General features: G+C 37.6%; 15 protein-coding genes. 9 read left to right on the top strand and 6 right to left on the bottom strand.

The window, feature by feature from the left end; all coding sequences use genetic code 11:
- Positions 1-8: 8 nt before the first annotated feature.
- Together hisF and hisIE are read left to right on the top strand one after the other, a co-directional pair.
- Positions 9-764, top strand: a complete 756-nt coding sequence (gene hisF / locus WAO84_RS00940) for an imidazole glycerol phosphate synthase subunit HisF (protein ID WP_340063141.1) — start codon at positions 9-11, stop codon at positions 762-764.
- Positions 761-1,378 carry a bifunctional phosphoribosyl-AMP cyclohydrolase/phosphoribosyl-ATP diphosphatase HisIE gene (gene hisIE / locus WAO84_RS00945; protein ID WP_340063142.1) on the top strand — a complete coding sequence of 206 codons (618 nt, stop codon included), beginning with the start codon at positions 761-763 and terminating at the stop codon, positions 1,376-1,378. Before hisF ends, hisIE begins: the two co-directional genes overlap by 4 nt.
- A 38-nt stretch (positions 1,379-1,416) precedes the next feature.
- Here the strand turns inward: hisIE and cysM are convergent, their stop codons facing one another.
- Positions 1,417-2,301 carry a cysteine synthase CysM gene (cysM, locus tag WAO84_RS00950; RefSeq protein WP_340063143.1) on the bottom strand — a complete coding sequence of 295 codons (885 nt, stop codon included), beginning with the start codon at positions 2,299-2,301 and terminating at the stop codon, positions 1,417-1,419.
- The gene (gene epsC / locus WAO84_RS00955) at positions 2,282-3,088 is read right to left on the bottom strand and encodes a serine O-acetyltransferase EpsC (protein ID WP_340063144.1); all 807 of its coding nucleotides are present in this window, start codon (positions 3,086-3,088) and stop codon (positions 2,282-2,284) included. Before epsC ends, cysM begins: the two co-directional genes overlap by 20 nt.
- 247 nt (positions 3,089-3,335) lie before the next feature.
- Here epsC and WAO84_RS00960 point away from each other — a divergent pair, with 247 nt between their 5' ends.
- On the top strand, positions 3,336-4,010 hold the full coding sequence (locus tag WAO84_RS00960) for a DUF2461 domain-containing protein (protein ID WP_340063145.1): 675 nt from the start codon (positions 3,336-3,338) through the stop codon (positions 4,008-4,010).
- An 18-nt stretch (positions 4,011-4,028) separates the two neighbouring features.
- On the opposite strand, the gene WAO84_RS00965 is transcribed toward WAO84_RS00960, so the two are convergent.
- Positions 4,029-4,436, bottom strand: coding sequence for a glyoxalase (locus WAO84_RS00965; RefSeq protein ID WP_340063146.1), 408 nt, complete (start codon positions 4,434-4,436; stop codon positions 4,029-4,031).
- 145 nt (positions 4,437-4,581) lie between these two features.
- Here WAO84_RS00965 and WAO84_RS00970 point away from each other — a divergent pair, with 145 nt between their 5' ends.
- Entirely contained in the window at positions 4,582-5,934 is a 1,353-nt protein-coding gene (locus tag WAO84_RS00970; protein WP_340063147.1) for an NAD-dependent succinate-semialdehyde dehydrogenase, read from the top strand.
- Positions 5,935-5,978: 44 nt separating this feature from the next.
- A complete protein-coding gene (locus WAO84_RS00975; protein ID WP_340063148.1) occupies positions 5,979-6,884 on the top strand; it encodes a DUF72 domain-containing protein in 906 nt (301 codons plus the stop codon).
- Positions 6,885-6,908: 24 nt separating this feature from the next.
- Here WAO84_RS00975 and WAO84_RS00980 read toward each other — a convergent pair whose 3' ends face one another.
- From WAO84_RS00980 to WAO84_RS00990, 3 genes are all read right to left on the bottom strand, one after another.
- Positions 6,909-7,121, bottom strand: coding sequence for a hypothetical protein (locus tag WAO84_RS00980; RefSeq protein ID WP_340063149.1), 213 nt, complete (start codon positions 7,119-7,121; stop codon positions 6,909-6,911).
- Positions 7,122-7,283: 162 nt separating this feature from the next.
- Positions 7,284-8,564 (bottom strand): mechanosensitive ion channel family protein, encoded by a 1,281-nt coding sequence (locus WAO84_RS00985; protein WP_340063150.1) that lies wholly within the window; start codon positions 8,562-8,564, stop codon positions 7,284-7,286.
- A gap of 78 nt (positions 8,565-8,642) precedes the next feature.
- Positions 8,643-9,968, bottom strand: coding sequence for a dipeptidase (locus tag WAO84_RS00990; protein WP_340063151.1), 1,326 nt, complete (start codon positions 9,966-9,968; stop codon positions 8,643-8,645).
- A gap of 144 nt (positions 9,969-10,112) precedes the next feature.
- Here WAO84_RS00990 and WAO84_RS00995 point away from each other — a divergent pair, with 144 nt between their 5' ends.
- The 4 genes from WAO84_RS00995 (at position 10,113) to WAO84_RS01010 (ending at position 12,507) form a co-directional block, all read left to right on the top strand.
- Positions 10,113-10,898: a sulfite exporter TauE/SafE family protein gene (locus WAO84_RS00995; RefSeq protein ID WP_340063152.1), complete on the top strand. Its 786-nt coding sequence runs from the start codon at positions 10,113-10,115 to the stop codon at positions 10,896-10,898.
- 692 nt (positions 10,899-11,590) lie between these two features.
- Positions 11,591-11,773 (top strand): hypothetical protein, encoded by a 183-nt coding sequence (locus WAO84_RS01000; RefSeq protein WP_340063153.1) that lies wholly within the window; start codon positions 11,591-11,593, stop codon positions 11,771-11,773.
- A 29-nt stretch (positions 11,774-11,802) separates the two neighbouring features.
- The gene (locus WAO84_RS01005) at positions 11,803-11,967 is read left to right on the top strand and encodes a hypothetical protein (RefSeq protein ID WP_340063154.1); all 165 of its coding nucleotides are present in this window, start codon (positions 11,803-11,805) and stop codon (positions 11,965-11,967) included.
- Between the two features lie 342 nt (positions 11,968-12,309).
- Positions 12,310-12,507 (top strand): hypothetical protein, encoded by a 198-nt coding sequence (locus WAO84_RS01010; protein ID WP_340063155.1) that lies wholly within the window; start codon positions 12,310-12,312, stop codon positions 12,505-12,507.
- The last annotated feature ends 4 nt before the right edge of the window (positions 12,508-12,511 follow it).

The raw sequence follows: 12,511 nt of genomic DNA on the forward strand, positions 1-12,511 counted from the left end.
TAAAACAAATGCTAACTAAAAGGATTGTACCCTGTCTTGATATAAAAAACGGGCGTACCGTAAAGGGCGTAAATTTTGTAGATTTAAGAGATGCAGGCGACCCGGTGATCTTGGCAGAGTTGTATGCCCGTGAAGGAGCCGATGAATTAGTTTTTCTCGATATCTCTGCTACCGAAGAACGCAGAAAGACACTGGCAGATCTCGTATTGCGGGTAGCAGAGAAAGTAAATATCCCGTTTACAGTAGGAGGGGGCATCAGTTCAGTTGAAGATGTTGATATACTTTTGAAATGTGGAGCAGATAAAGTGTCTATAAATTCTTCAGCAGTAAAGAACCCTGATCTTATTAATGAACTCGCCGGTAAGTTTGGTTCCCAGTGTATTGTAGTGGCCATTGATGCCAAACAGGTCAATAAACAATGGAAAGTACATTTGGTTGGAGGAAAAGTTCCTACTGATCTCGATCTTTTTGAATGGGCAAAAGAAGTAGAACAAAGAGGTGCCGGAGAGATCCTTTTTACCTCTATGGATCATGACGGCACCAAAGAAGGTTTTGCCAATGAGGCTCTGGCTGCGCTTTCAGAACAATTAAATATACCCATAATCGCTTCCGGGGGCGCCGGCACCATTACACATTTTGCAGATACTTTTAAAGAAGGGAAAGCAGATGCGGCTCTTGCGGCCAGTGTTTTTCACTTTGGTGAGATCTCTATCCCGAATTTAAAAAAGGCGTTACAGGAACAGGGGGTACCCGTAAGAATATGATAACCAAGAAAACCATCATGGAAATAGATTTTAATAAAAATAAGGACGGACTGGTACCTGCTATTGTGCAGGATAGTCGCACCCGGAAAGTGTTAATGCTGGGATATATGAATGAAGAAGCTTACCGGCAGACATGTGCTCTTAAAAAAGTAACTTTTTACAGCCGCAGTAAACAACGGCTCTGGACCAAAGGAGAAGAAAGTGGTAATTATTTACTATTGGCAGATATTCAAATAGATTGTGATAAAGATACCTTGTTAGTAAAAGCAACTCCCCAGGGACCAACCTGTCATACCGGTTCTGATACCTGTTGGAACGAGATAAATGAACCCTCGTTTGGTTTTTTGTCAGAGTTGGAAAATGTAATAAAAGACAGAAAAGAAAATCCGTCTTCCCAAAGCTATGTAGCTTCACTTTTTAAGAAAGGGATCAATAAAATTGCACAGAAAGTAGGAGAAGAAGCCGTAGAAACAGTTATAGAAGCCAAAGATCAGAACGACACTCTTTTTCTTGATGAGAGTGCCGATCTTTTGTTTCATTATCTTATTCTTTTACAGGCTAAAGGTTTTCAATTAAAAGACATTGTTGCCGTTCTGGAGAAACGACATCAATAACCAATCAATACGGTGTAGGTTGGCAGTTGGAAATAAAACTAATCAAAAAGGTCTGATGATAAATAGCGATCGCCACGGTCACAAATAATGCAGACCAGTACTCCCTTTTCAAGTGTTTCTGCAAGTTTTAGGGCCGCGGTTACTGCACCACCACTGCTCATACCCGAAAATATTCCTTCTTCAATGGCAATTTTCCGGGCCATATATTTAGCTTCCTGCTCACTGACTTCAATAATCTGATCTACTTTGGCAGGATTAAAGATTTTTGGCAGATACGCTTCAGGCCATTTGCGTATGCCCGGTATGCGAGAGTCATCGGTAGGCTGTACGCCTACGATCTGTACGTCTTTGTTTTGTTCTTTAAGATACGTAGAAGTCCCCATAATAGTACCGGTGGTTCCCATAGACGATATAAAGTGGGTTACTTTACCATCAGTATCTCTCCATATTTCGGGCCCGGTGGTTTTATAATGCGCCTTCCAGTTATCGTCATTACCAAACTGGTTTAGCATAAAATACCCTTCATTTTTCACTTTACTTTCTGCGTAGTCACGTGATCCTTCAATTCCTTTATCAGCAGAAGTAAGTGTTACCCTTGCCCCGTAGGCACGCATGGTTTGTACCCGTTCTTTAGTTGAGTTTTCGGGCATTACCAGTTCCAAATTAAGCTTGTAAAGCGCAGCGATCATTGCCAGTGCAATACCTGTATTACCACTGGTGGCCTCTATAAGACGGGTGTCTTTAGAAATGGTACCTCTTTTAAGGGCTGAGTGGATCATATTATACGCCGCTCTGTCTTTTACACTACCTCCCGGGTTGTGCCCTTCCATTTTAAAAAAAAGTTTTATATCAGGGTTGCTCACCAGGGTTTCAGATTCTACCAAAGGAGTATTACCTATGAGATCAAGTAGTTTTTTGCTCATTTGAATTAACGGTTTTTATTTTGATTTCCGGAGTATGAGAAACTATGGAGTTTTCCGGTATGGAAGCGGTAAGCCATACGTTTCCGCCAATAATACTGTTGGCACCAATTACCGTATCACCTCCCAGGATAGTTGCATTTGCATAAATAGTAACATTATTTTCGACCGTAGGATGCCTTTTTACATTTTGCAGATTTTTAGACACGCTCAAAGCTCCAAGAGTTACTCCCTGATAAATTTTCACATGATCCTTGATAACGGTAGTTTCACCAATAACCACACCGGTGGCGTGGTCTATAAAAAACGATTTTCCTATTTCTGCCCCGGGATTGATATCTACCCCGGTAAGCCTGTGGGAATACTCAGTCATAAGCCTGGGCACCAAAGGAAACCCTGCTTTGTACAATTCATGGCTCAGCCTGTAAATAGCAATAGCATAAAATCCCGGATAAGCGAGATAAACCTCCCGCAGCGAACGGCAGGCCGGATCATTCTGGGCAATGGCCCTGGCATCCAGATTTAGCTTTTGCAGTATTTCAGGAAGTTTTTGAAGATATTCTTCCCATACTTCTTTACACAAAGAGGCCTTTTCCCAATCACATAAAAGGGCCAACTCTGAAAAACTAGCTTCTAATATTTGTAAATTGGAATCAACATCAGTTTCAGAATCAAAAAGGGTATAAAAAAGTAAATTAGTAAAGCCTTCCGATTTTTCTTTTAGTATCAGCCTCAGTTTAGGATCTTGTTTCTGAGAGATGATCTTCCGGATGATATCATTTCTGTCCATATGGCTTTTTTATAATGGGTTTTGTACTACTTTTGCTTAGGTCGTTTCACCAGATAATAACTAACCGGCTGCATATCAAATATACAATGAAACTATATATAGTGCCCGAAAAATCTTGTAAACATACTTTTTAACAAACTTTTAATGCTCAATTCACCCCTCGAATTGTCAAAATTCATTTATTTCATGCTATCGTATTCAAACTCCAATTTTTTTTATTTGTAGAACAGCAGTAAACTCACAACATATGTCAGTCCTTATAACACCCTCTACTTTTTCTTTTCTGGAACAGTTGTCACAAAACAATAACCGCGAATGGTTTGAAGTACACAAAAAGCATTTTAAAGAACATGAGACAAACTTTAAACACTTTTGTGAGACGTTAAAGAATAAAATGAATGTGCATGATGAGCTGGAAGGGGCTAAGGTATTTAGAATATACAGAGATGTACGCTTCTCAGCCAACAAAGTACCCTACAAAACTCATTTTGCAGGGGTGTTTATGCGTGTAAAGCCAAAGCTAAGAGGTAGTTATTATCTGCATATTACTCCGGGAGGTTCGTTTATTGCAACTGGTTTTTGGGATCCGGAAAAAAATGATCTTCTGCGAATTCGGAAAGAACTGGAAATAGATGCAGATGAGTTTCGTAATATCGTGCAAGAGCAAGCTTTTCAAAAAGTATGGGGTAAACTGGAGGGGGAAGAGGTAAAAACGGCCCCTAAAGGGTTTGATAAAAATCACAAGAATATAGATCTTATACGTAAAAAGCAATATATTTTTACCAGAGAATTTACAGATAGCCAAGTGACTTCCGGTACTTTTCTGGAAGAGGTGAACTCGTCATTTAAAGCCGTAAGGCCCTTTTTTGATTATATGACAGATGTTCTTACCACTAATCTTAATGGTGAATCACTTTTGTGAAAAAAGCAACGAGATTACTCAGGCGGCCGCTTCTTTGTCAAATAATTGAACCTGATCTTTTAAACGTTCAATGACCATTTTCATCATACGCTTGTTAAGAGCAGAAGAATTCTTTATATACTCAAGATATTCTTCTACAGTAAACTGGCCTATGATCATACCTTTTAAAGAGTTCCGAAATTTTATATCCTTCTGAATGGAATTTTCTATAAAATATTCTTTTTTTTCGATAGTATAGTCATAAAACCCACCCTTATGCTTGTGTATGTAGTTTCTAAAGGCTTCTACCAAAATACTATTTTGTAGCTTTAGTACGGGACGCAGGGTCTCGTTTTGAAAACGTTCGCCTGAAGTCATTGATTCATAAACAAGTGCTGAAGGGATCACAGGTCTGACTTTCAGTAAGTCTTCTGATCTTGTTTCCATAAGAGAAGTTTTATTAAAAGTACCTAAATAAACAATGATTAGGGACAACTTCATTTCTTTGTTATTCACGACTTTATAAACAATTTGTTTACAGTGTGTGATACAATGAGTATTTTTAAAAAATACTAAAACTGATATCATAAAAATGATAACTACAAAAAACCCTTATAATCAGAAAGTTGTTAAAGAATATTCTACACTAACATCAAAAGAGCTATGGAAAAAAACAGAAGCGAGCCATACGGCATTTGTAAAATGGCGCGATTTCACCTTTGAAGAACGCGCCCGATTATTTATTTCACTGGCAAACGTATTACGGCAAAACAAAGTACTTTATGCCCGCAATATTACTGTGGAAATGGGGAAGCCTATTTCGCAGGCTATAGCCGAAATCGAAAAATGTGCCTGGGTATGTGAATACTATGCACAAAATGCAGCATCCTTTTTAAAAGAGGAACCCATAGCATCAGACGCTCTATTAAGTTATGTACGTTATGACCCTTTAGGTGTACTTCTGGCCGTTATGCCGTGGAACTACCCTTTTTGGCAGGTATTTCGGTTTGCTGTACCCGCTTTAATGGCCGGGAACACAGCCGTTTTAAAACATGCCGGCCTGGTGATGGGAAGTGCGTTTAAAATAGAGGAAGCTTTTATAGAGGCAGGGTTCCCTCCTTATATTTTCCAAAACCTTTGCATTCCCGCCAGCATGGTCAATGAAGTTATAAGACATTCAAGAGTAAAGGCCGTAACGCTAACGGGAAGTAAATCGGCCGGGGCTGCCGTAGCCGCAGAAGCTGCAAAAAATATTAAAAAAGCAGTTCTGGAACTTGGAGGTAGTAATGCTTTTATTGTGAGTAAGCATGCAGATATAGAGAAAGCTGTTGAAACCGCAGTTCATGCCAGGTTCCAAAATACAGGACAAAGCTGTATTGCTGCCAAAAGAGTACTGCTACAGAAAGAAATTGCAAATGTTTTTATAACAAGGTTTTGTGAAAAAATAGAAGCATTAAAAACCGGAGATCCTTTGTTAGAAAGCACGTATATAGGGGTTCTACCCACTCCGGATTTTGCTGTGGAATTAGGGAAACAATTATCCCAAACGCTTGAGATGGGAGGTAAACTGGTTATGGGAGGAAAATACTCCGGAACTTTTTTTGAGCCAACAGTTGTAACCCAAGTATCTATGGAAATGCCTCTTTTTAAAGAAGAGACTTTTGGCCCCGTTATTGGTATAGGAGAATTTAATACTATGGAAGAGGCCATAGAAATATCAAATGCTTCTGAGTTTGGGTTAGGAGTAACATTGTTCACGGAAAATAAGGACGAAAAAGAGAAATGGATTGGCGCCTTTGATGACGGGGCTGTTTTCATTAATGAGATGGTAAAATCAGATCCTCGGTTACCATTTGGCGGTACCAAAATCTCAGGCTTTGGAAGAGAACTGGGATATTTTGGAATCAGAGAGTTTGTAAATGTCAAGACGGTTTATATCAAATGATCCAAAAGTGCGGATTATTCATTAATTTTAGCTAAAAACCACGTATGAAATTCGGAAAAGTAGAACATCCTGAAAATGTAAACTTTGCATTTCCAGCAGATCATCCTGATACAGAAATAGTATTGTCAAAGCAAAAAAATGAGGAACCTTTACAGGTGTATATTGGGTGTGCAAAATGGAACAGACAGGATTTAAAGAACTTTTATCCCAGAGGAACAAAAGATGAGCTTACGTATTACGCCTCTCAATTTAATTGTATAGAACTTAATGCTACCTTTTACCGTATTTTTCCAGGAGAACAATTTGCAACCTGGTACGATAAAACACCTCCCGAATTTCGGTTTTTTCCAAAAATATCCCAGGATATAAGTCATTTAAGACGCTTAAATGAAAACGTATATCCTATTTTAGATACTTATCTGGAGGCAGTATCAAACCTAAAAGAAAAACTGGGCACCATTTTTTTGCAAATGCACAATAATTTTGGACCCAAAAACTGGGACCGCGTTGTTTCATTTGTAAAATACTGGCCAAAGGAGTTTAATCTCGCTATGGAATTCAGGCATACAGACTGGTTTAATGACCCTAATGTGGCACAGGAACTATATTATCTTTTGGAGGAAAATGATATTGCTAACATTTTAGTAGATACTGCAGGAAGAAGAGATATAATGCATATGAGGCTCACCAATAATGAGGCGTTTATAAGATATGTGGGAGCTAATCATGCGAGTGATTACGACCGGTTGAATGATTGGGAGAAAAGACTGAAAAAATGGAAAGATCAAGGGTTAAAGAATATTCACTTTTTTGTACATCAAAACCTTGAAGTAGAGTCTCCTTTACTTTCGGCATATTTTATCAAGAAAATAAATAAAACCCTGGGAGTAAACCTCAAAATTCCAGCTACACTTCATAAATCCGGAGATCTGTTCGATATGAAAGCGTAGTATATACTTTCTAAAGAATATACATTATGCATGATATCTCCACTGTTCACAGTTTACTGAAAAAGGTTTTGCGTCTTTTGTGTGCATTGATTTGTTTTTTAATTGAGAACACGGGATCACGTTTGAATCAATAGAGGCATTGACACCTGCGTTTTCATGTTCTAACGAACTTACAACTCCCAAAGTGAGAAGCAAGCCAAAAACAAGATGGACTACGTATTTACTTAAAGCTGTCATTGTTTATATAGGATTAGGTGTTTAATGGTATTAAAGTTATTTGATTAAATACCAAAACACCAGTAAATTAAGAAAAGTTTATACCTACTTTAACAGTTATACCTTTAAGTTTTAAAGAGCTGTTAAGAATATGTGAAAAGAGAGGGCTGCAAAATTATTAGGTTAGCCTTTTGATGGTTCATGACCTCGCAGTGCCAAGATATCTTCCCCACTGGGATGTTCAAAAACTTCCAGGTCAAAGAAAGGTACAGCGGCCATAAGGTGTTCAAAAATATCGGCCATGATCCGCTCATAGTTTAGCCAGCGCTTATCTGTTGAAAAAACATAAACCTCAATAGGTATTCCGTTGGTAGTAGGTTCCAAATGTCTGGTCATTAAAGTAAGCTCTTTGCTGGTGGCAGGATGGTTCTCAAGATATACATCACAATATTTCCTGAATAGCCCAAGGTTGGTTTGATTTCTGCCGTTAACTAACAAAGATTTATCTACCTCATATTTTTTATTGAAGTTATCAATATCTTTTTGGCGATGTTTGATAAAGGAGGAAATTACCTGAATTTTTGAAAAACGTTCCAGATCTTCAGGAGAGAGAAATTTCACACTGGATACTTTAATATGCAAAGCCCTTTTCATTCTGCGCCCTCCGCTTTCTTGCATACCTCTCCAGTTCTTAAAAGATTCTGAGATCAAAGAGTACGTGGGAATAGTGGTTATTGTATTATCAAAATTCTGCACTTTTACGGTCGTAAGATTAATCTCGATCACATCCCCATCTGCTCCGTATTTCTCCTGTGTAATCCAGTCACCTATACGAACCATATCATTTACCGAAACTGAAATACTGGCTACAAAACCTAAAATAGTATCTTTAAAAACAAACAACAGAATAGCAGAAGCGGCTCCCAGTGTAGTGAGAAATTTGACAACCGATTGTCCTGAAACTTCAGAATACATAAAAACGATACCAATAAACCATATGAATATCATTACTACCTGCGCGTAACTATCCATAGGTTTATCCTTAAAAGAGGGAGTGCTTCTCAGGTAGTTTATGGTAGTACGAACAACACTTCTAATAATCCATATTATAAGGAAAATAAGATAGACATCGGTAATTAACATAAAGAAGGTAGCCCAGGAAGGAAAATCTGAAAATAAATAAGGTATATATAATTCTATAAGAATAAAGGGTATTATATGTGCTATATATCGGGGAAAGTTACTTTTCACAAGATAATCGTCAAAAGTAGTTTTAGTTCGGTCAGAGAATTTTTTAAAAGCATTGATAATAAGACCTCTCAAAAAACGATCAAAAACTAACATAAGCAGCAGGAGAGCTACCAAATTAGCCAATAAATTGAGATAAATAGCAGTTTGAGAGGGATACCCGTTTTCTAATAGCAGATTATAAATAAATCTGCTCCACTTTTCCGGAGTTAACATAGTAATTTATTAAAAATTGTAAAATTAAGGCCTTTCCGGTTGGGTGAAGGTACTGAATTGTTAAAACAATGTGAAACTTTATTCGCTTTGTTGTAAATCGGCCGCTACTTTTTGAACGTCATCCAATACACGAAGGAGATTGCCACCCCACAGCTTAGCTATATCTTCTTCTGTATATCCTCTTTTAACAAGCTCTAGGGTCACATTAAAAGTTTCTGAAGCATCATCCCAGCCTTCAATACCACCGCCACCGTCAAAATCAGAGCTTATGCCTACATGATCAATGCCTATAAGCTTCACCATATAATCAATATGATCTACAAAATCACCCACATTTACAGCGGGCGGCGCATCTGTCATTTGAGAAGCTTTCTTATTACTAAGGGCCGTTATTTTTGGATATGCCTCCATAAAAGCATCTTTTTCTTTATCACTGAGTTTGTTAAATTCACTACGTTCGTACCAGGGGAGACCCAGTGAATCGGCCACTTTTTTGTTGACTTCTTTTATAAATGAGCGATATTTTTCATTTTTTTCAATGTTAAGATAGCCATCCAGGGCAACGGTTTGCACTACACCTCCGTTCTCTTTTATCATTACAAGCTCTTCGTCACTAAGGTTACGACTGTGATCGCATAAAGCGCGTGCAGAAGAATGGGAAGCAATCACGGGTGCTTTTGAAAGTTCTATCATTTGTTTAATAGAAGATGAAGCAGGATGTGAAACATCGATCATAATTCCCCATTTATTCATTTCTTCAACAGCTTCTTTGCCTAGCTCACTTAGCCCGTTGTATAGCCATGTACTATCCTTTTCTCCGGTATTTGAGTCACAAAACTGGCTGTGGCCATTATGGGATAACGACATATAACGCGCTCCCAGCTCATGAAATTTCTTGATATTAGTGAGGTCAGTACCCAGCGGATATGCGTTTTCAACACCTATCATGGCTACTTTTTTTCCCGCTTTCACAATCCTTTTCACATCGTTGGAAGTATAGGCGAGTTCAATAGACTCTGGTGCAATTTCTTCACACAAACGGTGAATCGCATCAAATTTGGCCATAGCGTTGTCCATTGCTTTTTTGTATCCTTCATCTGTAAGAGGTCCCTGTCCTGTATATACAATGAGCCAGGATACATCCAGGCCGCCTTCTTTCATTTTAGGCAGGGTCACCTGTGTGTCCAGATCCATAGTATAATTAAGGGAGTCTGTAAAGTTGGCTACATTAAAATCGTTATGAGTGTCAATAGTGATAACGCGTTCATGAATAGCCCGAGCTTTGGAAACCACATTTGTTTCGGCGGTCTCGGTATCAGGGGTTGCGGATTTTTCGGTTTTTTTACAACCGTACAAAGAAAGAGCTATACATAAGAAATAAAGAGGAATAAAGTTTGTTTTCATGAACCTGTTTTTTGATGGTTGCCTAAGTTACAAAAAAAGCTCATTTGAACTTTACATTCCTTAGTGCTTTAACAAATATGTACTTAGCTGCAAACCGTGTTTTACCAGATCTTCTGTTCTAAGAAACGAAAATTATATACTTTCATGGTCAGTTTGATCAATTGTATTCAAAACAGTGCTTTAAATATGTATGAGAACCTGACTCTTACAGAATGGATAGTAACCGCTGTGGCAGCCTTTACCTTAGGTATTTCGAAAGCAGGATTAAAGGGCATTGCCATAATTATAGTTACAATTATGGCCCTGGTTTTCGGAAGCAAAGCATCTACCGGAGTGGTTATGCCCTTACTTGTTTTCGGAGACATTTTTGCCATTATTTATTATCGAAGGCATGTGCATTGGAAATATCTTGCCAAATTGTTACCCTGGATACTGGCTGGGGTACTTATAGGTGTATATGCAGGTAAAGATATTCCTGAAGATTATTTTAAAAAAGGGATGTCTGTGATAATATTGATCTCGGTTTTTTTACTAATATGGATGGATAGAGGAAAAAAGCATCGCATTCCTCATAAAATTTGGTTTGGGGCTTCTTTAGGACTTGCCGCCGGCTTTGCCACCATGATAGGGAATCTGGCCGGTGCCTTTTCCAATATTTATTTTCTGGCCATGAAACTGCCAAAAAATGTTTTCATTGGTACGGCAGCCTGGTTATTCTTCTTTGTAAATCTGTTTAAACTGCCTTTTCATATTTGGGTATGGAAAACCATCACAATCGATTCCTTCATCATTAATCTGGGTCTTTTTCCTTTTATGCTGGCCGGATTGTTGATTGGAGTAAAGATAGTGGCCCTCATTAGAGATTTTAGTTATAGAAGACTTATTCTCTTACTTACGGGTATAGGTGCACTTATCATATTTTTCAGATAAATACCAATCTTTTAATCTCTTTACTTTGAAATATTTTTCTTAACTTTAGTGTATTAATAATTTAAATTCATACAGTAATGAAAAAAAAGAAAAATCTGTTTAAGCTTCAAAAGAATACTATTTCTAAGCTTACCGGAGGTAGGTTAAACAACCAACAAGACAATGTTTTAGTTAAGGATTCGCAGTTTGTAACTCTTTGTAATACAACGCATCCTACTGCAAATACTTTTTGTTTTGTATGCCCGCCCCATTTCCCGGATTTCTAAAAATTGTATAAGGCTCGGAAATTCAGTAAGTAAAAAACGCTATCACTTATTTTAATGAAGTAGGTTTTCTAAAAAGGATTAATGCAGTAAGGAAGCGAGGCGATTCAGGAAACTTTAGTGTAATTGTATTAGGTGTTTTTATTACCATCAATATTAGCGTAATGAAAAAGTCAATTAAGAGTTTGTACTTGCATAAAAGCATGATAAGCAAACTGAATGTAAAAACTGCTTCGCGGTTAAATGGGGGAGAGAATGATACAGCAAATGGTACAGAATATTGTACCTCCAGAGTGTGTGTCCCCCATTCTTTATGTACTGAAGCATTTTAAGATGTGAAGACCCCATAGTAGGAATGTAAAGGCCGTAACTGGTCTTTATATTCCTTAAAGGGATTGAACCTTGAAACTTATAAGACCCTCTCTAATTATGAAAAAAACTATTAAAAACCTGTATTTACGTAAAAATGTGATCAGCCAATTAAATATTAATACGGCTTATCAGCTTAAAGGAGGTGAGAAAGAATCTGTTCCCTGTACGGTGAATTGCACCTCAAGAAATTGCGACCCGTTAATTTTTTGTAATGGTATGAACACGAATACCGAATTATAAGCCTCATATAATATGTAACCCAATTATTTATGAAAAAGACTATTAAAAACCTGCATTTGGTTAAAAATGTAATTAGTCAATTAAATACCAATACAACTTATGAGCTTAAGGGGGGTGAGACAGAATCTGTTCCCTGTACATTGAACTATACGTCAAGAGGGTGCAATCCTGCTTATAATTGTGATGACGTTTAATGTGACAAACATTTAAAACCTGAGCATTTCTTGTATTTAGAAAAAGCTTCAAGATAAAAACTTGTAGTTTAAGAGATAACTTAAAATTTAAAATAATGAAAAAAAGTATGTATAAACTAAGTTTACGTAAAACTATGATTAGTAAACTTGATGTGAAAACTGCTTCCCAGATACGAGGAGGTGAAGACTATACCGTAAATTGTACGTCCCGCGGGTGTGTGCCGGCTTATGCGTGTAAGACTACCGTTTAGAAGCACAATAATATTGGAAAAGAAAATCAAAAAACCCGTATTCGGTCTTTTTGTGAAGTCGGCTCCAAAAAAAATTAAAAACTAAGCAATTATGAAAAAAACATTAAAGAATTTATATCTAAAAAAATATATAGTAAGTAAACTAAATGAGATACAGGGAGGAGAAGAGGTTATAACTACCTATACCCGCGTGCCTGTAAAAGAATGCCTTGTTGAAATTACAAGAGAATATCGTACCTGCCAGGTACAAACCAATGAAGTAGATACTGCGGGGCGCCCCATTTGCTGATCTC

It is taken from the genome of Ascidiimonas aurantiaca, from assembly GCF_037646345.1.
Classification (GTDB): Bacteria; Bacteroidota; Bacteroidia; order Flavobacteriales; family Flavobacteriaceae; genus Ascidiimonas; species Ascidiimonas aurantiaca.